The organism is Hyphomicrobiales bacterium (assembly GCA_039973685.1).
GTDB lineage: Bacteria > Pseudomonadota > Alphaproteobacteria > Rhizobiales > JACESI01 > JACESI01.
The window spans coordinates 19,398-41,120 of the sequence record JBDWKL010000029.1 but is presented as its reverse complement, the minus strand read 5'-3'; the positions used below and the strand labels follow the sequence as shown (position 1 = coordinate 41,120).

Below are 21,723 nucleotides of genomic sequence, written 5' to 3'. Positions count from 1 at the left end.
TTATAAAGGGCATATCAAGGGTGAAATTCACAACTTCGTGCAGCTTTTAGCCGCAAAATTCAGAAGACGTGCTGATCATAGTTGATTTTCCCAGCAAAAAGGGTAGTTTCCGCCCAAATATAAGATTTCCTGCCTGCCACTGTATGGGGCGCAGTTTTTAGAGGAGTCGCTTTAGCGATGCAAAAACCTGACATTAACACCGTTTTCATGGGCCTTTTGTTCACCATCTTCGTCGTTTTAGGCGTGAGTTTTATGAGCGAGTTGGTTTTCCATCACGAAGCACCTGAAACAAAGGGCTATAAAATCGAAGTTGCAGATGCTGGCAATTCTGATGCGGGCGCTGAAGCTGCACCTGTAGAAGAAATTGGACCAATGCTTGCAACAGCTGATGTTGCAGCCGGTGAAAAGCTCCTCAAACGTTGCGTTGCTTGTCACTCATTTGAAGAAGGCGGCAAGAATAAAGTTGGCCCAGCGCTTTACAACGTTGTCAACAAAGCCATCGGTAGCGCTGACGGGTTTGGTTATTCAGGCGGGTTAACAGGCTACGCTGAAGGCAAAGTGTGGAGCTACGATGAGCTTGACGGTTTCTTGAAGAAACCAAGCAAGTGGATCAAAGGCACTGCGATGGGCTTTGCTGGTCTTAAAAAGATTCAAGACCGTGCCAATATTATCGCTTATATGCGCACACTCTCTGGGTCACCGGCACCGCTTCCTGGCGAGTAACCAAGACTGCATAAAATACAAAAAACCGCTCAAAATAGTCTTTTGGGCGGTTTTTTTGTTCGCCATTTTAAAATCTCACCGTTATGCTCTGGCCCACTAGAGTACACGGGAGAGTACCAGAATGCATTTTGATCGTAGACCACCGATGTTGCGGTGTGAGACAACACGTCGAACTTTTTTAAAAGGTATTGCTGCAACAGCCGCTTTAACAAGCATGGCGCCACTAGCATGGGCAGCAGGCAAAAAAGGGCTTCATGGTCTTTCAGCATTTGGCGATTTAAAATATGCAGCCGACTTCAAACATCTTGATTATGTTGACCCTTCAGCGCCACGCGGTGGGCAATTTAATTTCATCCCATCAAGCTGGGGCTACAATCAAAATTATCAAACCTACAACACGCTGAACGGCTTCGCGGCCAAAGGCGATGGCCCGATGGGCATTGAGATTTGCTATGACAGCTTGGTCGCTGGCACCGCTGATGAGCCTGATTCAGTCTACGGTCTTGTGGCAAAAACCATTGATGTTTCTGAAGACGGCAATGTCTTCACCTTCAACATGCGCAAAGAAGCCCGCTTCTCAGATGGCACGCCCATCACGGCCCATGACGTGGTGTGGTCTATTGAGACAATGATAGACCCGAAAAAAGGCTATCCATCCATCAGCCAATCTCTGTCTGATTTGGTCGGCTGTCGCGCGGTGGATGACCACACGGTGGAAATCTCTTTTAACGGCAAACAATCTTTATTCGCGCCGTTCTCTGCAGCCGGACTGCCAATTTTTTCCAAAGCTTATTACGCTGGCCGCGATTTTGCGGGTAACTCAATGGATATTCCCGTTTCTTCGGGAGCTTATGAGGTTGGCAATTTCAAACCGGGCACGTTTATCGAATATAATCGCAAGGATGATTATTGGGGCAAAGACCTGCCGATCAATATCGGGCAAGGCAATTTCGATGTCATACGCATTGAATTTTACCGCGACTGGGCTGTAGGTTTTCAAGCCTTTGCAAAAGGTGATCTTGATTTTCGTTTGGAAGATACCGCGAAGAACTGGGCGACCCAATATACATTTGACGCTGTTAAAGAAGGCAAGGTTATCAAGACCACCCTGCCAGGCGACAAATCTGCCATTTTGCAAGCTTTCTTCATCAACTCTCGCCGCGACAAATTTGCAGATCCCAAAACGCGCGAAGCTTTGGGCTTGGCTTTTGATTATGAGTGGATCAATGAGACCTTCTTTTATGGCTCATACACCCGTTCTGAATCTTATTTTGCAACGTCAACATTTGAAGCCAAAGGCAAGCCCGAAGGGGCTGAACTTGCCCTTCTTGAACCTTTCCGCGAAGAATTGGGGCCACGCGTTTTTGATGAAGCTGTTAAACCGCCTGTTTCTGATGGAAGTGGACGGGACCGCAATCAATTGCGCAAAGCAGCAAAACTGCTCAAAGAAGCTGGATGGAAACGAATTGACGGCGTCCAGACCCGCGATGATGGCACTCAGCTAAGTCTTGAATTCCTTATTCGCTCACGTAGCTTTGAACGGGTTCTCGCCCCTTACATTCAAAGCCTCGAATTACTCGGCATTAAAGCAAATATTCGCCACGTGGAAGCAGCCCAATATAATGACCGCGTGCGCAATTACGACTTTGATATTGTGGGCCAAGCCCGCCGTTTCTCAGCCACACCGTTGCAAGGTTTCAAAACAGCCTTTTCATCTGAAGCTGCAGATCTGCCAGGAACAGGCAACTTATCTGGTGTGAAACTGAAAGCAGCAGACGCATTGATTGCAACTGTTGAAGGCGCGAAAAATCGTGAAGATATGGAAGTAGCCGCCCGTGCATTAGACCGAGTGCTACGTGCGAACTTCTACACCATCCCAAATTGGCATATCGACAACCACCGCGTTGCTTATTGGAATAAGTTTGGTTTCCCACAAGTTGAAAAACCAGCCTATGCATTCCCCTATCTTTCTACATGGTGGTATGACAAAGAAAAAGCAGCCAATATCTAACAACTGATTCGTTCATCACGGAGAACACATGGCCGCCTACATACTACGGCGACTTTTACTTATAGTCCCAACCATGCTTGGCATCATGGCGATTGCATTTTTGGTCATCCAATTCGCACCTGGTGGTCCCGTTGAGAAAATCATCGCGGAACTAACTGGTGCTGCTGGAGGTGCGTCTGATCGCGTAAGCGGTGGTGCAGGTGACATCAGCAAAGATCTTTCACTCAACGACCTTGGCTCAAAATATCGCGGCGCACAGGGGTTAGATCCAGATTTCATCAAAGACTTGGAAGCCCAGTTCGGCTTTGACAAACCACCGGTAGAGCGCTTCTTCATCATGGTTTGGGATTATCTGAGGTTTGACTTCGGTGACAGTTTCTTCCGTGATGTCTCTGTCATTGATCTCATCATTGAGAAAATGCCCGTGTCCATCTCACTCGGCCTGTGGCTCACCCTTTTGCAATATGGCATCTCCATTCCGCTTGGCATCAAAAAAGCTGTATCCGATGGTAGCAAATTTGATATTTGGACATCGGGTGTGGTCGTGGTCGCATACGCGATACCAGGTTTTCTCTTTGCCATTTTGCTCATTGTCTTCTTCGCAGGTAGCGAGTTTTTTGACTGGTTCCCGCTCAGGGGGCTGACGTCTGATAACTTTGAAGAGCTCTCTTGGTTTGGGCAGATTGTCGACTATTTCTGGCACCTTGCTTTGCCGATCACCGCTTTGGCGCTAGCAGCCTTCGCCACCACCACCTTTCTCACCAAAAACTCGTTTTTGGATGAGATCAGAAAACAATATGTGGTCACCGCACGAGCCAAAGGCTTAAGCGAGCATCGCGTGCTTTACGGCCATGTTTTCCGCAATGCCATGTTGATCATCATTGCAGGTTTCCCTGGTGCCTTCATCACGGCCTTCTTTACAGGATCGCTTTTGATTGAAGTTATCTTCTCGCTTGATGGGCTGGGTCTTTTAGGTTTCGAGTCCGTACTCAATCGAGATTATGCCGTGGTATTTGCAACGCTCTATATCTTCTCCCTCATGGGTTTGATCGTGAATTTAATTTCAGACATCGTTTACATGACGATTGATCCACGCATCGACTTTGAAGCGCGGGAGGTCTGATTGATGGATCATGCGACACCTCTAGCAGAAGTTAAAAAACCTCGCCTTTCGCCGATAACACAACGGCGTTGGGAGAACTTCAAAGCCAATAAACGCGGCTCATGGTCGCTGTGGATTTTCATCTTTTTGTTCTTAACATCGCTATTTGCGGAAGTAATCGCGAACGATAAGCCGATTATTGCAAGCTATGACGGTGAATTGCTGTTCCCTGTGGTGGTGGACTATCCAGAGGAAAAATTTGGCGGCTTCTTAGCCATCACAGATTACCGCGATCCTTTCATTCAAGATGAAATCAACGCTAAAGGCTGGATGATTTGGCCGCTGTTTCGTTATTCATTCAGAACCGTCAACAAAGACATTCCACGCCCTGCCCCGTCGGCTCCTTTTTGGTTGATGGACCGCGCAGAAGCCTGTGGTAAATATCCAAACGGCGTTGACGATGTGAATTGCACCTTTGGTAATTTAAACTTTCTTGGAACAGATAATCAGGGCCGCGATGTTGTCGCTCGTGTGATTTATGGTTTCCGTCTTTCCGTTATCTTCGGCCTCGTGCTGACAATCTTCTCCTCCATCATCGGCGTTGCAGCCGGAGCGGTGCAAGGTTATTTCGGTGGTTGGACAGATCTTCTATTGCAGCGTTTCATCGAGATTTGGTCCTCGGTCCCACAGCTCTATCTGCTGCTGATTATTGCCTCTGTGATCGCGCCCGGCTTTTGGGTTCTGCTTGGCATCTTACTGTTGTTTTCTTGGGTGGCCCTTGTGGGCGTTGTTCGGGCAGAATTTCTCCGTGCGCGAAATTTGGAATATGTCAACGCAGCGCGTGCGCTTGGTGTTTCCAACAGAACCATCATGTGGCGGCACCTCCTGCCAAACGCCATGGTCGCGACCATCACCTTCATGCCATTTATCTTGAACGGGTCGATTACGACATTGACCTCGCTTGATTTCCTAGGCTTCGGCCTGCCACCGGGGTCGCCATCACTAGGCGAATTGCTGCGCCAAGGTAAAGACGAACTGCAAGCACCATGGCTCGGCATTTCAGCCTTCTTGATCATCTCATTCATGCTGAGCTTGCTCATCTTCATCGGCGAAGCCGTTCGAGATGCGCTTGATCCGCGCAAGACATTTGTGTGAGGGAAAAGATGCAACGCCTCCTCCACGAACAAGTCTACCTCGACACCAACATCTTCATTGCAATGGTTGAAGCCTTCAATGCGAAAGCAATCGACTTGTTTCGCGCAGCCGAACAAGGCCTTGTTTATCTAGTCACCAGCGAAATCACACGTGGCGAAGTGCTGTTAAAGCCTATGCAAAACGAGAACATGGATTTGGTCACTCGCTATCAAGAACTGTTTGACAACAGCACCGGCCTCACCCCCCTTGCAGCGGATGGCACCGTGATGCGCGAAGCCGCCACTTTTGCCGCGACATCTGGTTTAGAGCTGATTGATGCAGTGCATTGTGCAACGGCGGAAGCAGCCGATTGCGCGTTCGTACTTTCACAAGATAAAGACATGCGCCACTATAGCCCAATTGATGTTTTGAGCCTCGATGAACTGGAGGCCTTAGCATGAGCGAAACCCCTCTCCTTTCGGTCAAAAACCTCGGCGTCCAATTTCGCCAAGGCGGCAAGGTCACGGATGCAGTCAAAGGCATATCGTTTGATGTGTTTAAGGGAAAAACGCTGGCGTTGGTGGGCGAATCTGGTTCTGGCAAGTCTGTCTCATCTCTTTCTGTTTTGAAGCTCTTACCCTATCCCGCGGCCCATCACCCGCATGGTGAAATTATCTATGAGGGTGAAGACCTTCTATCGGTGCCAGAAAAGCGGTTGCGGCAAGTGCGGGGCAATGGCATCTCGTTCATTTTCCAAGAGCCCATGTCGTCGCTCAATCCACTTCATACAATTGAACGCCAGATTGCAGAGACCCTCAAAATTCACCGAGGCATGAGCGAAAAAGCTTCCCGCTCTCGAGTGCTGGAGCTGCTTGAGCAAGTGGGTATTCGCGACCCTGAAAGCCGGCTTAAATCATTCCCACACCAACTCTCTGGCGGGCAACGCCAACGCGTGATGATCGCCATGGCACTGGCGAATGAGCCAGACCTGTTGATTGCAGATGAACCAACCACCGCCCTTGATGTAACGGTGCAGGCGCAAATTTTGGAGCTTTTGAAAAAGCTACAAGATGAGACTGGTATGGGTCTTTTATTCATTACTCATGACCTCGGCATCGTTCGTAAGATTGCCGACGAAGTGTGCGTGATGACCAATGGTGAGATTGTTGAGCGCGGTGATACGAAGGCAATTTTCGACAACCCGCAGCACGAATATACGCGCCACCTACTTTCTGCTGAACCAAAAGGCGATCCGATTGCTGAAGATGCAACCGCTCCTTTGGTGATGGAAGTTGACGACCTCAAAGTTTGGTTCCCGATCAAGGCTGGCTTGATGCGTAACACGGTTGATCATGTCAAAGCTGTAAACGGTGTCGATATTGCCGTGCGCGCAGGGCAAACGCTCGGTGTCGTGGGTGAAAGTGGTTCCGGCAAAACGACACTCGGCCTTGCGCTGATGCGGTTGATTTCGTCTGAAGGCAACATTCGGTTTTGCGACCAAGAAATCAATGATCTTAGCTTCAAAGAAATGCGCCCCTTGCGCCGCGATATGCAGATTGTTTTCCAAGACCCGTTCGGCTCACTTAGCCCGCGTCTTTCTGTGCAAGGCATCATTGAAGAAGGCCTACTCATTCACAAACCAGATTTGAACGCACAACAACGCGATGAAGTTGTCTGCAATGTGCTTGAAGAAGTTGGGCTTGATCCTTCAACCCGCGTTCGCTATCCGCACGAATTTTCCGGTGGGCAACGTCAGCGCATTTCGATTGCGCGGGCAATGGTGCTTGAACCTAAATTTGTGATGTTGGATGAACCAACGTCAGCGCTCGATATGAGTGTTCAAGCACAGGTAGTGGATTTGTTGCGTGACCTTCAAAAGAAGCACCAGCTCACTTATCTGTTCATCAGCCATGATTTGAAAGTGGTTCGCGCGCTATCCAACCATGTGATGGTGATGCAGCAGGGTAAGATTGTGGAACATGGCTCCGCCGCACAAATTTTTGATGCACCACAGACCGATTACACCAAAGCACTCATGGCCGCTGCCTTCAATATTGAGGCAACGACAGGTGCTGTTGCAGACTAGTATTAGCTTTTAAATGTTAGCTTGCTTGCGCGATTGGTGCAGCACCTTCAGCCGGATTAGACACTTGGCCTGTCAAAGCAAATGGTCTGCGAACAGAACGCGGAGTGCCATAAAGATAAGAGATCCGCTTAACAGCATTTTCCAAAGGTTCAGCGAAAACTGTCATCGTGTGGCCATTGGCGTGAAGTATATTTTCGCTATCACGCATCATGCCAACATGACCTGGCCAAAAGATGAGATCGCCTCTCTTAAGACCCGAAAGATCCGGTGCAAGCTCAACGGCCTCACCGATGGATGCTTCCTGCATGTCTGTGTCACGGAAAACAGCAATACCAGCCATTTGCATCGCCAGTTGGACAAGGCCTGAACAATCAAGCCCAAATGTCGAACGACCCGCCCACAGATAGGTCATGCCAAGCATGCTTTCTCCGACCATCACAAAGTCACGCGCACTTTTTGACAAAGGGCGGACATGTTTTTTGATCAACCAGCCACGGTCTGTTTTCAGATAGTCTGTATCCCGCACGTTAACGCGATCAGTTACAACCAAACGTGATGCCATTGGAATTTTCATCACAGGTTGAGATTTCATATCTGCTTCTGAGTACACAAATGTTCCGCGAGACATAACCTGATGGGTCGCATCCAAATGGCCCTCGGCCACTACATTTTTACGAATCCAGCCAACATAATGATCACGAGGAGCTTGCCCCCAAAGCCACTGGCCTCTCTCGCCATAAGCAACAAAACGCTCACCGTAAAGCAACTGGCTATCAATAGCAGCGCCATCATCGGGTTCACGTTTCAACACACAAACGGGTGCGGTGATATGAAGGTTTTTTCCTTCTGCAAAACGTTCTGCTTGAACGATGCCTTGAAGTCTTTCAGCAGCAACACCTTCGCGGATTGGCGTCAAACGCATATCATCCGAGAGTTCACTTGGAATATTTAGATAACGATCGTCCATATTGCTGCCCTTTTGCCAAATTGCTACTGCAGCATCGCTTATTATATTAAATAGGAAGTAAACGTGCCCTATTTTGTATAGCATCTCCCAGCATTTCGACATAGAGGGCGCCCTCTACGGTACGCTGAATGATAACATTTCGTTTGTCATCCTCATCGCGCACTCGCGAAACAAGTCCCCGCTTACCCATAGTATCCAAGGCACGGGTGATTACTGGCTTTGTGACGTTTAGCTGTTTTGCCAAGCCGCGCACGGTGTGCGGTGGCTGTTCAAGGTAGATCGTTAGCAGGATGGTGATTTGACGGTAGGACAAATCAATATCGTCATTATGGACGAGATCAAGGTTGACCTCGCGCCATAAACTCAATGCTTGACTTGCACGCAAATTGATCGCCAACAGTACAACCCTTCTTCATTACGGAACCGTTTTAATTTAAACAGAGCCATAGTGCTTTTCAAGATTGCAGGAAAAACGTTGCAAATCAGGGTTAAAAACGCGCTTTTAACAGGCCGTAAATCGCACGAATGGCTTGTGCTTCCCCGCCTTTAGGCCGCGCTGGCTTAGCAGTTGGTGTCCAACCATAAACATCAAAATGCGCCCACGTCGCGGCCTTTTTGACAAATCGCTCTAAGAAGAGTGCTGCCGTAATGGAGCCTGCAAAACCGCCACCTGGGGCATGGTTTACATCCGCAATTGGCGTATCCAGCATGGACTGATAAGGCGCCCAAAGTGGCATATGCCAAAGTGGATCAGCCATATCTTTAGCCCGCACTTTGAGCTCATCTGCAAAGGCTTCATCGTGGGTGTAGAAGGGTGGCAAATCGGGGCCAAGGGCAACACGAGCAGCGCCTGTTAATGTCGCCATATCGATTAGAATATCCGGCTCTTCTTCATCAGCTAAGGCCAAAGCATCTGCGAGAACCAAACGGCCCTCAGCGTCTGTATTGGTAATTTCAACACTCAAGCCAAGTCGTGAAGGTAGAATATCACCGGGTCTGAACGCATTCCCAGATATGGCGTTTTCGACAGCTGGAATGAGCAACCGCAAGCGGACCGGCAATTTCGCATCCATAATCATTTTTGCCAGCGCCAAAACATTTGCAGCTCCCCCCATGTCCTTCTTCATCAAGGTCATGAAATTACCAGTTTTGATGTTCAAGCCACCCGTATCAAAAATCACGCCCTTGCCAACCAGTGTGACTTTCGGGTGGGCTTCATCGCCCCATGTCATATCAATCAATCTTGGTTCGCTATCACTTGCACGACCGACCGCATGGATGAGCGGAAAATTCTCATCAAGAAGCTTATCGCCGACTGTCTCTTTGAAAGAAGCACCGTAGTCATCGGCAACAGCTTTAACTGCGTTAGAAAGCTCAAGCGGTCCCATATCATTAGCAGGTGTATTGATGAGATCGCGCGCAAGTAGGTGTGCCTCACTTAGACGAAGCGCTTCTTCCAAGGCTTGGCTGTCTTCAACAACAAGTTTGATTTCTTTGCCGCTCGCCTTTTCTTTGTAACGAGAAAATTCGTACCCATGAAGACAAAAGGCAAGAGCTACAAGCGCTTCATTTCTATGAGGCTTGTCAAAATGGTAAGTGCCCGATGGGAGTTTCGCCGCCAACACGCCATAGGCAAGTTCGCTCCGCTCTGAGCTTTGTTTAGGGGCACCAAACAAAACCTTTTTCAAGGTTCCATCTTTGCCAGGCAACAAGCAAACTTCACCAGCCTTCGCTGCAAAGCCATTGCTTATTGCCCAAGCACGCTCTGCCTCTTCGAGTGCATCAAGCGCTCCGTCTTGTGCAGCAAGCACATGAATTTCAATCGACGCGTCTGCATCAGTTGCAGCAATCAGCTCAACACTCATTAGATATCCATTTCTCAATCATTCAAAAATAACACGACTCATTTGTGCCAATTTAAACGTTGAAGACGGGAATGTTAACCAATGATTAGGGTTAACGCTTTACGAATAGACAACCAAATTGCGCACTCAATCCGCGCTCAAAATCCGGATGGTCATTATGGCAAATTCGATATCAAATCTCAAAGCACCTAAAAACACCACAGGTAAAAAGCTCCTGCGCGGTGTTGCTTGGCTACCTCTTGCAACAGCAATTGTTCTTGCTGGTTGTTCTAGCAACCCAAAATCTGCAAGCTCCGTGCGAGCAGTAACTCATCAAGATGCGCTTGCCGCGGTTGATTTTTGGGGCAAGAAATATGAGAAATCTCCATCAGACCGCACGGCTGCATTGAATTTTGCCTCCGCTCTTCGCAGATCGGGCAAATCAACTCAAGCGGTCGCTGTGTTGCAACAGGCTTCAACAATCCACACCGAAGACACCGGCGTGCAAGCAGCCTACGGCAAAGCACTCGCAGCACAGGGTGATTTAGAAAGCGCGCTCAATGTTATCCAATCGGCGCAACGTCCAGATCTACCAGACTGGCGTTTGGTTTCTGCTGAAGGTGCAATTTATGACCAAACCGGTCAGCATCAAAATGCGAGAAATCGCTATCAATATGCGCTTACCATTTCCAGCAACCAACCTTCTGTTTTAAGCAATCTTGGTATGTCTTATGTCTTAACGGGCGACCTAAAATCTGCTGAAACTTATCTACGCCAAGCGTTGAAGCAGCCTAAAGCAGATGGTCGCGTCAGACAAAACCTATCACTGGTTGTTGGACTTCAAGGTCGCTTTGAAGAAGCCGAGCAGATCGCTCGTTCTGACCTTCCACCGCAACAAGCCGCGGCAAATATCGCTTATCTTCGTTCGCTTTTGACCCAGCAAAATACATGGGACAAGCTGAAGGAAGAAGGTAAGACAGAAAGCTAAGCTTTCAAAACCTCTCGTTTATTCAATGAATTGAAATAAAAAAAATGCAGCGCCTTGGCGCTGCATTTTCTGTGTTCGAAGAGCCGAGTAAAACCGGGACGCTTCTTAAAAGACACCAGCCTCGAAAAGCTGCATAATTGCTGGCGAAATAATAATCAGGAACAAGACTGGCAAGAAGAACAAGATCATCGGCACCGTTAGTTTTGGTGGAAGTGATGCTGCTTTTTCCTCCGCTTTATTCATACGCATGTCGCGATTTTCTTGCGCCATAACACGTAAAGCAGAACCAACAGGCGTACCAAATTTCTCTGCCTGAGTAAGCGCCAAAGTACACGCCTTAACGCCGTCAAGGCCAGTACGCGCGGCAAGATTATCATAGGCTTTGGTTCTCACCTGAAGGAATGAAAGCTCAGCCGTTGTTAGGGCCAATTCTTCAGCAAGTGGCGGTGATTGTGAACCAATTTCTTTAGCAACCCGCTTAAAGGAGGCTTCAACAGACATACCCGATTCCACACAGATGAGCATAAGGTCTAGTGCATCTGGAAAGGCTCTTTGTATTGATTGCTGCCGTTTAACGGTTTTATTTTTCAATATGATGTTTGGAAAAATAAAACCAATATAACCAACGCCGAGACAAGCGCCAAGGCGAATGGTGAGCACTTGATCTGCCAACAGACCGAGACTGAAAATATAGATCGCCGCAACAACCATAAAGGCGAAAGGAAGCACAAAACGCGCAAACAAGAAAATGTTCGATGGTCTTGGACCGCGGAAACCAGCCATAGCAAGTTTATTCGCTAGGGAGCCATCATCCAACGCTTTACGCAAATTGAACTTACTGACAATGGTACGCATCAAAGTTTGACGTTTGCCTTCTGCTTGACGAAGCGAATTGTTGTTATCATCTTTACCTTTGACCAAGCGCGAACGCTCTCTCTCACGGATACGGTCCCGTTCAAGCGAGACTGACTTCATACGAGATTTCAATTGGTCACGAGCAAAAAGAGGACGACTCAAACCGACAACGGTTGCAAAGGTTCCCACAGCCGCTCCAACCGCGATAAGGGTCTGCGGGTTGCTTATGCCTTCTGCGATTGTCGTAATTATATCTGCCATATTCTTACAATCCCCAAACCATTAAATTTCAAAGTTGATCATTTTACGCATGACCATACTGCCGGTGAACATCATCATGAAACCAATGCCCAAGATGAGGTGCCCGGTGGAACTTTCAAACAAACGACCAATGTAGTCTGGGCTAATGATATAAACGATAGTGCCAACAACAATTGGCAGTGAACCAATAATACCGGCAGACGCCTTAGCTTCAGAACTGATCGCTTTGATCTTCGCTTTCATCTTCTTACGCTCACGTAGAATTTTTGAAAGATTGCCGAGTGCTTCAGACAAAGAACCACCAGATGTCTGCTGAATAGAGATGACCGTCGCCAAGAAATTAGTCTCTGGCATTGGCAAATTCTCACTGATTTTTTGTATCGCATCAGCCATTGGAACACCGAGCTGCTGCGTTTCAACAACGTTACGGAACTCGGACGCGAGAGGTTCTTTCGCCTCACCTGCAACCATTTTCAATCCGTCGTTGAGGGGCAAACCTGCTTTGATGCCGCGCACAACCATGTCGACCGCGTCAGGAAGTTCATTAACAAAAGCTGTCATTCGGCGTTTTGCGAGGACTGAAAGGATAAAACGAGGCAAGCCTAAGGCGCCGACGATGAATAATAAACCAATCATAAGCAGAGGAACTTTAACGATGAAGCCAACGAGAGCAAAGATCATACCAGTGACGACCGACAATACGATGAACGTTACCTTTGATATTTTCAAACCTGCGCGTCGCAGTCTCAATGCGAGCGATACTTTTTGACTATTGCTGCTTTTTTGATCAATTTCTTCAAGTGTTTCTTGAATGTTTTTTCGGCGTTTTGCTTGATCACCTTGGCGACTGCGCTCTGATATTTTAGCCGCGCGTCCTGCACCTACCTGCTTGATACCTTTAAGTCGTGCATCTGTACGTTTTTCTGAATCGAGCTTGGGAAGCAAGAAGGCGACGGCTAACAACATTGCGCATAAAGCAACAAGCGCTGCGATAATTAACACATTCAACGGTATACCAAACAAACCAGTATCCTCACTTCATTTACTATTCCCCAAATTCATAGGGGTGTTTTGCTATTTTAGTGTGAATCCATTCGTTAAAATGAGTTCTCATCTTCCATATTCGATGCATCCAATGCACGACCAAGCCGTTCTTCTTCATTGTAATAGCGGGCACGATCCCAGAAATGAGGTTGACCGATACCTGTAGAGCGGTGCTTACCCAAGATTTTGCCATCTGCATCTTCGCCCTGCATATCGTAGACGAACAAATCTTGCGTCGTAATAATGTCACCCTCCATACCGATCACTTCAGTAATGTGGGTGATACGACGGGAACCGTCGCGAAGGCGTGAAGCTTGAACAACAATATCAACTGATCCTGAGATCATTTCACGAACGGTACGAGCTGGCAAAGTGTACCCACCCATAGCGATCATCGCTTCCATACGAGCAAGACACTCACGTGGTGAGTTGGAGTGGATCGTACCCATTGAACCATCGTGGCCCGTGTTCATCGCTTGCAACAAATCGAATACTTCTGGTCCACGAACCTCACCAACGATAATACGTTCTGGACGCATACGAAGACAGTTTTTGACAAGATCACGCATGGTGATTTCGCCTTCGCCTTCAAGGTTTGGTGGGCGCGTTTCAAGACGCACGACGTGAGGCTGCTGAAGTTGTAATTCGGCCGAATCTTCGCAGGTAATGATGCGTTCATCGGTATCGATATAACGGGTTAAACAGTTAAGCAGTGTTGTTTTGCCTGAACCAGTACCGCCCGAGATCACGACGTTACAGCGAACGCGGCCAATAATCTTCAAGATCTCAGCACCTTCAGGCGAGATCGAACCGAAAGATTCTAGCTGGTCGAGGGTTAGCTTGTCTTTCTTAAACTTACGAATGGTAAGTGACGCGCCATCAAGAGCCAATGGCGGTGCAATCACGTTAACACGCGAGCCATCAGGCAAGCGCGCATCACATATTGGACTTGCTTCATCAACACGGCGGCCAACTTGGCTCACAATGCGTTGGCAAATATTCATCAATTGCGAATTATCGCGGAATTTAAAGCCGGTTTTTTGAACTTTACCGTTCACCTCAATAAAGGTCGCATTGGCGCCATTGACCATAATATCAGCGATATCATCCCGGGCCAAAAGCGGCTCAAGCGGGCCATAGCCAAGCACATCGTTACAAATATCATCGAGTAGGTTTTCTTGCTTTGAAATCGACAAAGCGAGATTTTTCAAAGCAATAATGTCGTTGACGATATCACGAATTTCTTCGCGCGCCGTTTGTGGGTCAAGCAATGCGAGTTGTGATAGATCGATCGTATCGATTAACGCAGCAAATACCGATGTCTTGATGTCGTAATAATCTTCGTCGTGATCGCGTGCTTCCGTTTGTTGGACAGGAGGTGCCTGTTCAATTTTCATCGGAGGCGACGCTTCAACCTTTACGGGTGCCGCAATTGCTTCACTTTGTTCCAAAGCTGGCTGTGGCGCTTCTTTTACAGAAGCACCTTGGCCACCTGTTCCACCTGTGGGACGTTTACCAAACATTGCTATGCCTTTTTACCCTGCTTAAACTCTAATACCGCTACTTAAGATGCTTTCTTTTGGCGCAACTTATCGAGGAATGGGAGCATTGGTTTTTTACGATCGGCTACCTTAGTTTCACCTCGCCCGGTGAGACTGGCTGCCATTGATTTGAACTGCTGAACAATAGGAGACTTAGCGCTGCTTTCACCAAGCATCTGGCCATTATTCATCGCCATACCAAACAGGCCTGGATCGAATGGAATCGAAATTGCGATTTCAGTATCCAACGCATCTTCGAAAGCATCCGCTTTGATCTCGGTCTCTTTACTGCGGCCAACTTGGTTTAGAACAATGTGTGGTTTCGGGTCGTTCGAGCGTTTTTGAACCAATAAATCATATAGGTTCTTTGCGTTACGAAGACCTGCCAGATCAGGCGTTGCTGTTATGACAACTTCATCCGCTGAAACCAAAGTTTTCTCAGTCCAATCAGCCCACTGACACGGCAAATCTGCAACGAAGAATGGTACAGACTTTTGAGCAACCTCAATAAGTTGATCCACCTCTGAACTACCAAACTGATAAGTTCGGTCGAGTGCTGCAGGTGCTGTGAGCAGGTTCAAGTGATCTGTGCATTTTGCAAGCAAGCGATCTAAGTAAATATCATCCAATTTTTCGTTGGAAAAGAGCGCCTCAGCGATGCCTTGCGTTGGGTCTTGATTGAAATTCAAACCAACCGTTCCGCCCGCCAAATCGAAGTCACCAATGATGACTTCATCTTCAAACAATTCAGAAATAGACCAAGCCATATTCTGAGCAACAGTCGAAGAACCAGTGCCACCTTTAGCGCCAATGAAAACGATTGAACGTCCAAGCGGGTCCGCGTCTGGTGCGACAAACATCTCACCAATGGTTGCGATCAAATCCATAGGAGCAACCGGTGCTACCATATATTCTGAGACACCGAAGCGAATGAGGCGGCGATATAGTTCCACATCGTTCTTTTGACCAATTACGATCACTCGCGTGTCCGCATCGCATACGTTCGCAAGGAGGTTGAGTTCATTGACCAACTCCTCGCCAAGCAAAGAGCTTTCCACAATAATCACATTCGGCGTAGGCGCGCTCTCATAAAATTCAATAGCTGCTTTAGTGCCACCATTATGAATTTTTACGTGAGCACGAGACATACGGCGATCATTCGCGAACTCATTAAGCGAAGCCAACACTTGATCGTTTTCGCAAAAAGCTTGCAGTGAAATCCGAGGAATTGGGCGAACGTCTGTATTGTTGTTTTCCATATCACCAAACTCCTAGAACGATGTTGTACTAACTGCAGTCGCAGCTGGTGTCGCGTTGGATTCAAAATCACTAATCACAACATCTGTGCGCTCTGGATTGATTTCACCCGGTCCGCGTGGCGAAATTAAATCATTTGGATCGGCAATAATCGCAGCAAGGTTTTGCTGAGATGCGCACCCAAAATTCTCGTAATTTTCGTTTTCAAACCCGCTACCAATGTCTGTAGGCCAAACGCCGCACTCGCTAGCAACACGCGCTTTTATCGCTGTGAATGTTAAACGGACGTGTCCTGGATGCTCTGCACTCACCGCTTTATAAGAACGCGTTCTGATGTGAGAGCTTGGTATTCCGGCTTCGCTCAAGGCCTCGCGAGCGTGACCCGCAATATGACTTGCAAATGCTTCATTGGATGACCCCGCTGGCACCAAAACGTCGATACCTTTGCCACCGGAGCGGCGATAGTCACCAGCAAATCCTACGATGGCGCTCTTCATTCCCGGTGTGAAATGGGTTTTTTGATCACCCGCGGGCAGATCCAAATTGGTTGGAGATGCATCCACCACAATTGGGTGCCGTGTTTGATATGAAGATGGCGCTACATTGATACCAGCAGCTGGTTGGTGCGCCGCGCATCCTGCAAGGGCAACCCCAGCTAGCGCTGCAAGTGCAAAATTCATCGATAGTGATCTCTTCGAGGACGATACTGCAGATGGTTGGCTTTTTGCCTTTGCCGTATCCGCGATAACTTTACTAATGTCACTCATGTTCTTTTCCTTTGCGCGTTGCGCCGTCTGGATATGCGTTTGTTTTTTGTTCGACTTCATTGCTTAGTCGTAGATAAAGCCGACACGCCCATGATATTTCCCGTTGGCACCGGTCTTTCCGCCATAGATGCGGTTGATCTGGTTAAACAAATATGTCCCAGTGTCCGATGGAGTTGCGAAGTTCTTGTCAGGGCGAGCAAGGTTTTTGCGAGCTGTTGGGCGCACCAGATAAGGTGTTGCCATGATCACCAACTCAGTTTCATTACGAGTAAAGCCTGAGCTACCAAATAGCGGACCAAGAACCGGTAAGTTTTTCAGATAAGGCAGACCATTTGATGTGCGGCGTAGCTCATCTTTCAAAAGACCACCAACAATCATCGTACCACCAGATGGAAGTTCGATTGTTGACGATGCTCTGCGAATAGATATACCTGGGAAAGCAACGCCACCAGAGTCAGTATTAGCTTGCGTTGGATCAACGGCACTCACCTCTGTATTCAACGTAATACTGATGCGTTCAGCAGACTGCACCACTGGTGTGAAGGAAAGAGATACACCAACAGTTCGTGCAGTTGTTTCGACTGTAACAACCCCATCTTCGATTGATGATGATGTTGGAAGGTTGACTTCACCACCAGCAAGGAACGTTGCTTCACGTCCAGATTGTGCCGTTAGTGTTGGTTCAGCCAGTGTCCGCAACACATTTGCCCGTTCCAAGGCGTTAATTGTCGAATTAAAGGTTGTGCTTCCAAAAGTCCTACTGAAGGAAGCTGCGCCGCCGCCCGGTTGGAAAGACCCAACAGCACCCGCAACCGCTTCGCGGGTTAAATTAAAGGTTGAAGCGTTGTTTCGGATCGCTTGGAGACTAATCCCAAGCTGTTTCAAAACACTACGTCTGATCTCAGCGACAACCACTTTAAGGTGCACTTGATCTTCGCCTTCAATTTTCAAAAGGTTGATGATTTGCGATTGCTGACGGCCTTGGCCATCCGGATTGGAGATTGCTGAATCGCCACCATTTTGTCCACTAACCGCCGTCTGCGTGAACTGGCCGGTTGTAGCCTCACCGCCTGATACAAACGCTTGCGCTAAATCAGAAACACGGCGTGCAGAGATTGGGTTTGGAACTGAGCCAGTTAACACGATGTTGTCATTGACGATTTCGACTGTAACGTCAGAACCCGGCACATATTTTTCAATAAGATCTGCGAGCGGCAAAATATCACGTTCAACAGCCAAATTAAGACTAAGAACTGTGTTACCTGCTTTATCGAACATGAAAATGTTTGTTTGACCAACTTGATTGCCGATCAAAAAGATTTTCCGTGCTGTTCTGACAATCGCATCAGCGATTTCAGGGTTTGCAACCAAAACATCACGAACATCACGCGGTAATTCGATAACAAGTGACTTGTCCAACCCAAGTGACACGTTTTTGGTAGCACCAACAGTGCTCGTTCTAATGACTTGAAGGCTATTTTTTTTATCTGCAGCAATCGCGTCTGTTTGCAAGGTTGTCAATGCGACAACTGCGGCTAATAAAGGCAGTACAGACATACGCGCGAAGCGGATAAGCACAGCCAAGGTGGAAAATGAGTTTCTTGTTTTAATCACGATGATTTCCTCTACTTTGCTTTCACTTCTTCACGCGTGCCATAACGCACGACAGAAACTGTACTTTTCTTAAGGTCTTTGCCGTCTTCACCACGTCCAATTAGATAAACTGCAGGAGATTTTGGCTCCTCAGACGCGTCACTCAAGCTTCTCAAAGCCAGTGTCATGCGATCTGCAACTTGTTGAGCAATAGTCAAAATTCTCACTTGCTCATCATTAAGTTCAAGTGTTGCAGTCTTACCAACAACAACAGACTGACCGTCTTTTTCCTGAACAATCTGATCAATTGCGAGAACACGAATATTGGTGAGAACTGGCTCTGTCTTATATTCTTCGTCTTCGCCTTCACCTAAGGTTCTTGTCATCATCAGATCGACGCGGTCATCTGGAAGAATAAATCCTCCAGCCGCTGTTCCTGGCGACACTTTAGTAGAAACAGCCCGCATACCTTTAGTCAGAACTGAAGCTAAGAACCCTTGGCCTTTGCCAATGAACTTGCTTGCATGAGCGGGATCACCTTTTTCCATACCAATACGGACCCGCGTTCCTGCAAATTCAGTAATCGCTTTAGGTTTTTTGCTTTTGGTAATGTGTCGGTCAGTGACTGAGCTACTTGGCCAGTCAGCCCATGCGAGGTCTTTACCAGTTACAGCATCGCCTCGTTTAAGACGTTTCTTCGTAACCAATATTTTTGTTGTTTTGATGGATGGCTCACTGGCCACTTGGCGAACCACTTGCGGTTCGCTAGATGTCAAGTTTACAGCTAAAACAGCCGCAACGATTGCAGCAACAAAACCAATTCCCAAAATTAATATGCGCGTCGGACTCATCAGACTACCTCACTAGTGACCCATTAAGGGGGTTATTTGAGGTTACTCTGGCATGACAAACGTATATTTATAGTTAATGTTTAGTGATGTTTTATACTTAACAAAAATTAAATGTAATCAAAAGCCCAAGCTACAACGCTGAAATTCTCGCAAGTATTTCCGTTTTTGGAAATTCTATTAAAGCAGCAAAAGCAATTGCGACACCATAGGGGATGCCTTCTTCTTTGGAATGAAGTCCCGCGATAGCGCTGTTTTTCAACCAATTTTGCGGGATTTTAATTTTCCGGAAAATGAGCAAGGCTAAGGCTAAAACACCGCCTAGTATCGCCATCATTGTTATAAACGGCAAAACATTCGACGGCCCCAACCAAAGGCCAAGGGCTGCTATAACCTTCACGTCACCGCCGCCAAACAAACCTGTTGCGAATAAAACGAAGCCAACGACGAATAAAATAGCACCAACACCAACATGCCAACCAAACGCGGCAAGAGGGGGTTGGATGATTAACATCACAAGGCAGAAACCAACCACCAACAAAATTGAGATGAAATTTGGCAGAGTATATGACGTTAAATCCGAATAAGTGACATATAACATTAAAGCCGAAAACAATATAAGCACAATGTAAGCCATATAGATCCTATAATTCTTCGAAGTTGCCGTCAGATTTTAAATTTCTTCATTTAATCACAAAAAACGGGAGCAAAAGCTCCCGTTTTTCAATTGCACACTCTCTATAAAGCTGCATCATCAACCAAACTAGCCGAAATGCAGCTTCAAGAAGGTTTTCGCAGTATTAGTTACTTGTAAGATCATTTGTACCAGCTGTTACGTTAGCTTCAGTAACAGCGTTAGATACGCCAGTAAATGCAGCGTCAAGCTGTGGGCCGAGCGCGTTAAGCGCAGCGATGATTACAACTGAGATAAGAGCCGCGATCAAACCATATTCGATTGCTGTCGCGCCTTTTTCGTCTTTACGGAATTGTTTAAAAAGTTTCATAGTGAGCTCCTAATTGATCACATGTGTTAAACTGAACCGTGACCCTCTAGTTCATGTCCGGGGCCATCGATGAGCCAACACTACAAAAAAGTTCTTTCACTACAGTTAATTCGAACCAATAAAAACTAACTCAAATATTCGGCTTACACACGGTAAATAGAGTATTAAATAGGTGTTATTCTGGTTAAATTAGCAGGATAAATGAACATTTTCCACGAATTCGGCACTATTTATATTAAAAATTGAATTAAACCTTGATGACCATGTTTAGGGTGCGTTTACCATCGTCGAGGTTGAGGAATTAAATTCTCGCTCAAATCTTATAACGAACCATAAGAATGAAGCGTTGTACCATGTCGTCTAAGCCACGTTTTATGCAATTCCATCTCAGGACATGTTTTCTCAACAAGGGCCCAAAACTGCGGTTTATGATTCATTTCTTGAAGATGAGCGACTTCATGTGCCGCTACATAGTCCAAAACCTCAGGTGGCGCTAAGATCAAACGCCACGAAAAATTCAAACGGGCACCCGTTGAACAAGATCCCCAGCGGGTTCTTTGGTCTCTAATTGAGATAGAACGGAAATGAAGCCCCAGATTGTTGGCATGATGATGGCAAGCAGCGGTGATGTCTGCTCTTGCTTGCTCTTTCAGCCAGTCTGTTACCCGCCGCTCAAAGTGGCGCGGGTCACCAGACACACTTAAATGAGGCGTTGGCTCCTCATTGATGACTTGAATCACGCCGCGCGCCTTACCGCTGGAGACCAATCGATGCGGTTCACCGCGCAAAGGCACTAAAACATCCGGTTCAAACGCGGTCAATTCAGGTCGATCAGCAATGCGGGCCGCAAGCCAACCTGTATGACGCCGCGCAAAATCGATGGCTTCGTCATGGGTTCCATATTTGGGAATTGTCAAAATTGGCGTTGTGCCCACTTGCGGCATGCGCAGTGTATATCTTTTCGCGCGGTCATTATGTTTGATTTGGATCGGCACGTCATTGCCGTTGATCTCAAGCATTATGCTTTGCTGGTAGGCGGGTTTTGAACCTGCCGATTTAGGCGAAGAGAAAAGAGAACCGAACATTCCCCTATTATAGGTGACTCGCTAATTGTTCGCATAGGGAAAATGAGTTTTAGATCGGCAAAAGAAAACGGGGCCAAAAGCCCCGTATTCCTTTTTCAATAAGGTCCATCGCATCTAGGGTCAGAACCCAAGGTTTCCAGAACCAAATAATCGCGGAGATCGTTATTTCTTTTTGCGTTGAGACATAAAGCGATCGAATTCTTCTTGATCACGAGCCTGTCTCAAGCTTTCAAGATGATCATCAAAATCTTTACGCATTGCATCAAGCTTCGCGCGCTCTTCTTCAAGGCGCTGCAACTCAGTTTCACGAAACGCATCAAACGCTGCATTACCTGTTGTTGAAGATGCACGATCTGGATTAGACGTCATCCAATCCGTTTGAACAGCAAAAGATTTTTTCATATCGTCCTTGAACTCTCCTAGTTTATGTCCCCAAAGATTGAAGCCAAGCATGGCAAGGCCCAAAGGCCAAAACAGCATGAAGCCAACAATCATCAAGAAGATATTGAGTGGAGCCCAACCCGGTTTAAGGAACGGACCCGACGTGTCAGCAGACGCAGTAGAAGCAGTCTGTGAATGAACCATTTTATACCTCACAGTTTTGATTCAAAAA

21 protein-coding genes are annotated in these 21,723 nt (G+C 47.2%); 7 read left to right on the top strand and 14 right to left on the bottom strand.

The window, feature by feature from the left end:
* The first annotated feature begins 177 nt into the window (after nucleotides 1-177).
* The 6 genes from ABJO30_08660 (at nucleotide 178) to ABJO30_08635 (ending at nucleotide 7,056) form a co-directional block, all read left to right on the top strand.
* Nucleotides 178-723, top strand: coding sequence for a cytochrome c family protein (locus ABJO30_08660; GenBank protein ID MEP3232883.1), 546 nt, complete (start codon nucleotides 178-180; stop codon nucleotides 721-723).
* A gap of 121 nt (nucleotides 724-844) precedes the next feature.
* Complete coding sequence (locus ABJO30_08655) at nucleotides 845-2,734, top strand: ABC transporter substrate-binding protein (GenBank protein ID MEP3232882.1); 1,890 nt, start codon at nucleotides 845-847, stop codon at nucleotides 2,732-2,734.
* Nucleotides 2,735-2,762: 28 nt separating this feature from the next.
* Nucleotides 2,763-3,857, top strand: a complete 1,095-nt coding sequence (locus tag ABJO30_08650; GenBank protein MEP3232881.1) for a microcin C ABC transporter permease YejB — start codon at nucleotides 2,763-2,765, stop codon at nucleotides 3,855-3,857.
* A complete protein-coding gene (locus ABJO30_08645; protein ID MEP3232880.1) occupies nucleotides 3,858-4,991 on the top strand; it encodes an ABC transporter permease in 1,134 nt (377 codons plus the stop codon).
* Between the two features lie 8 nt (nucleotides 4,992-4,999).
* The gene (locus ABJO30_08640) at nucleotides 5,000-5,431 is read left to right on the top strand and encodes a PIN domain-containing protein (GenBank protein MEP3232879.1); all 432 of its coding nucleotides are present in this window, start codon (nucleotides 5,000-5,002) and stop codon (nucleotides 5,429-5,431) included.
* The gene (locus ABJO30_08635; GenBank protein ID MEP3232878.1) at nucleotides 5,428-7,056 is read left to right on the top strand and encodes an ABC transporter ATP-binding protein; all 1,629 of its coding nucleotides are present in this window, start codon (nucleotides 5,428-5,430) and stop codon (nucleotides 7,054-7,056) included. Before ABJO30_08640 ends, ABJO30_08635 begins: the two co-directional genes overlap by 4 nt.
* Nucleotides 7,057-7,072: 16 nt before the next feature.
* On the opposite strand, the gene ABJO30_08630 is transcribed toward ABJO30_08635, so the two are convergent.
* The 3 genes from ABJO30_08630 to ABJO30_08620 form a co-directional block, all read right to left on the bottom strand.
* Nucleotides 7,073-8,023 (bottom strand): NlpC/P60 family protein, encoded by a 951-nt coding sequence (locus ABJO30_08630; protein MEP3232877.1) that lies wholly within the window; start codon nucleotides 8,021-8,023, stop codon nucleotides 7,073-7,075.
* Between the two features lie 46 nt (nucleotides 8,024-8,069).
* Nucleotides 8,070-8,420 (bottom strand): MarR family transcriptional regulator, encoded by a 351-nt coding sequence (locus tag ABJO30_08625; protein MEP3232876.1) that lies wholly within the window; start codon nucleotides 8,418-8,420, stop codon nucleotides 8,070-8,072.
* Nucleotides 8,421-8,511: 91 nt separating this feature from the next.
* Nucleotides 8,512-9,888: a leucyl aminopeptidase family protein gene (locus tag ABJO30_08620; protein MEP3232875.1), complete on the bottom strand. Its 1,377-nt coding sequence runs from the start codon at nucleotides 9,886-9,888 to the stop codon at nucleotides 8,512-8,514.
* Between the two features lie 157 nt (nucleotides 9,889-10,045).
* Between ABJO30_08620 and ABJO30_08615 the strand changes: the two genes are divergently transcribed.
* Nucleotides 10,046-10,855, top strand: coding sequence for a tetratricopeptide repeat protein (locus tag ABJO30_08615; protein ID MEP3232874.1), 810 nt, complete (start codon nucleotides 10,046-10,048; stop codon nucleotides 10,853-10,855).
* 105 nt (nucleotides 10,856-10,960) lie between these two features.
* Here ABJO30_08615 and ABJO30_08610 read toward each other — a convergent pair whose 3' ends face one another.
* The 11 genes from ABJO30_08610 to ABJO30_08560 all read right to left on the bottom strand — a co-directional run bounded on the left by ABJO30_08610 (nucleotide 10,961) and on the right by ABJO30_08560 (nucleotide 21,695).
* Nucleotides 10,961-11,971 carry a type II secretion system F family protein gene (locus tag ABJO30_08610; protein MEP3232873.1) on the bottom strand — a complete coding sequence of 337 codons (1,011 nt, stop codon included), beginning with the start codon at nucleotides 11,969-11,971 and terminating at the stop codon, nucleotides 10,961-10,963.
* A 21-nt stretch (nucleotides 11,972-11,992) separates the two neighbouring features.
* Entirely contained in the window at nucleotides 11,993-12,994 is a 1,002-nt protein-coding gene (locus ABJO30_08605) for a type II secretion system F family protein (protein ID MEP3232872.1), read from the bottom strand.
* Between the two features lie 74 nt (nucleotides 12,995-13,068).
* Nucleotides 13,069-14,538, bottom strand: coding sequence for a CpaF family protein (locus ABJO30_08600; protein ID MEP3232871.1), 1,470 nt, complete (start codon nucleotides 14,536-14,538; stop codon nucleotides 13,069-13,071).
* A 41-nt stretch (nucleotides 14,539-14,579) separates the two neighbouring features.
* Nucleotides 14,580-15,815 (bottom strand): AAA family ATPase, encoded by a 1,236-nt coding sequence (locus ABJO30_08595; protein ID MEP3232870.1) that lies wholly within the window; start codon nucleotides 15,813-15,815, stop codon nucleotides 14,580-14,582.
* Between the two features lie 12 nt (nucleotides 15,816-15,827).
* Nucleotides 15,828-16,580, bottom strand: a complete 753-nt coding sequence (locus ABJO30_08590; GenBank protein ID MEP3232869.1) for a CpaD family pilus assembly protein — start codon at nucleotides 16,578-16,580, stop codon at nucleotides 15,828-15,830.
* A gap of 63 nt (nucleotides 16,581-16,643) precedes the next feature.
* Nucleotides 16,644-18,194 (bottom strand): type II and III secretion system protein family protein, encoded by a 1,551-nt coding sequence (locus ABJO30_08585; protein MEP3232868.1) that lies wholly within the window; start codon nucleotides 18,192-18,194, stop codon nucleotides 16,644-16,646.
* Nucleotides 18,195-18,205: 11 nt separating this feature from the next.
* Entirely contained in the window at nucleotides 18,206-19,024 is an 819-nt protein-coding gene (gene cpaB / locus ABJO30_08580; protein MEP3232867.1) for a Flp pilus assembly protein CpaB, read from the bottom strand.
* Between the two features lie 130 nt (nucleotides 19,025-19,154).
* Nucleotides 19,155-19,658 (bottom strand): prepilin peptidase, encoded by a 504-nt coding sequence (locus ABJO30_08575; protein MEP3232866.1) that lies wholly within the window; start codon nucleotides 19,656-19,658, stop codon nucleotides 19,155-19,157.
* 163 nt (nucleotides 19,659-19,821) lie between these two features.
* Nucleotides 19,822-20,025: a Flp family type IVb pilin gene (locus ABJO30_08570; protein ID MEP3232865.1), complete on the bottom strand. Its 204-nt coding sequence runs from the start codon at nucleotides 20,023-20,025 to the stop codon at nucleotides 19,822-19,824.
* Nucleotides 20,026-20,345: 320 nt separating this feature from the next.
* Nucleotides 20,346-21,044 (bottom strand): SprT family zinc-dependent metalloprotease, encoded by a 699-nt coding sequence (locus ABJO30_08565; GenBank protein ID MEP3232864.1) that lies wholly within the window; start codon nucleotides 21,042-21,044, stop codon nucleotides 20,346-20,348.
* A 228-nt stretch (nucleotides 21,045-21,272) separates the two neighbouring features.
* A complete protein-coding gene (locus ABJO30_08560; protein MEP3232863.1) occupies nucleotides 21,273-21,695 on the bottom strand; it encodes a DUF2852 domain-containing protein in 423 nt (140 codons plus the stop codon).
* Between the last annotated feature and the right edge of the window lie 28 nt (nucleotides 21,696-21,723).

What these genes read in the sequence shown, in the direction of transcription:
- ABJO30_08660 (MEP3232883.1), top strand. Translation starts at nt 178, where the DNA reads ATGCAAAAACCTGACATTAACACCGTTTTCATGGGCCTTTTGTTCACC.
- ABJO30_08655 (MEP3232882.1), top strand. Translation starts at nt 845, where the DNA reads ATGCATTTTGATCGTAGACCACCGATGTTGCGGTGTGAGACAACACGT.
- ABJO30_08650 (MEP3232881.1), top strand. Translation starts at nt 2,763, where the DNA reads ATGGCCGCCTACATACTACGGCGACTTTTACTTATAGTCCCAACCATG.
- ABJO30_08640 (MEP3232879.1), top strand. Translation starts at nt 5,000, where the DNA reads ATGCAACGCCTCCTCCACGAACAAGTCTACCTCGACACCAACATCTTC.
- ABJO30_08635 (MEP3232878.1), top strand. Translation starts at nt 5,428, where the DNA reads ATGAGCGAAACCCCTCTCCTTTCGGTCAAAAACCTCGGCGTCCAATTT.
- ABJO30_08630 (MEP3232877.1), bottom strand. Translation starts at nt 8,023, where the DNA reads ATGGACGATCGTTATCTAAATATTCCAAGTGAACTCTCGGATGATATG.
- ABJO30_08620 (MEP3232875.1), bottom strand. Translation starts at nt 9,888, where the DNA reads ATGAGTGTTGAGCTGATTGCTGCAACTGATGCAGACGCGTCGATTGAA.
- ABJO30_08615 (MEP3232874.1), top strand. Translation starts at nt 10,046, where the DNA reads ATGGCAAATTCGATATCAAATCTCAAAGCACCTAAAAACACCACAGGT.
- ABJO30_08610 (MEP3232873.1), bottom strand. Translation starts at nt 11,971, where the DNA reads ATGGCAGATATAATTACGACAATCGCAGAAGGCATAAGCAACCCGCAG.
- ABJO30_08600 (MEP3232871.1), bottom strand. Translation starts at nt 14,538, where the DNA reads ATGTTTGGTAAACGTCCCACAGGTGGAACAGGTGGCCAAGGTGCTTCT.
- ABJO30_08595 (MEP3232870.1), bottom strand. Translation starts at nt 15,815, where the DNA reads ATGGAAAACAACAATACAGACGTTCGCCCAATTCCTCGGATTTCACTG.
- ABJO30_08590 (MEP3232869.1), bottom strand. Translation starts at nt 16,580, where the DNA reads ATGAGTGACATTAGTAAAGTTATCGCGGATACGGCAAAGGCAAAAAGC.
- cpaB (MEP3232867.1), bottom strand. Translation starts at nt 19,024, where the DNA reads ATGAGTCCGACGCGCATATTAATTTTGGGAATTGGTTTTGTTGCTGCA.
- ABJO30_08575 (MEP3232866.1), bottom strand. Translation starts at nt 19,658, where the DNA reads ATGGCTTACATTGTGCTTATATTGTTTTCGGCTTTAATGTTATATGTC.
- ABJO30_08570 (MEP3232865.1), bottom strand. Translation starts at nt 20,025, where the DNA reads ATGAAACTTTTTAAACAATTCCGTAAAGACGAAAAAGGCGCGACAGCA.
- ABJO30_08565 (MEP3232864.1), bottom strand. Translation starts at nt 21,044, where the DNA reads ATGCTTGAGATCAACGGCAATGACGTGCCGATCCAAATCAAACATAAT.
- ABJO30_08560 (MEP3232863.1), bottom strand. Translation starts at nt 21,695, where the DNA reads ATGGTTCATTCACAGACTGCTTCTACTGCGTCTGCTGACACGTCGGGT.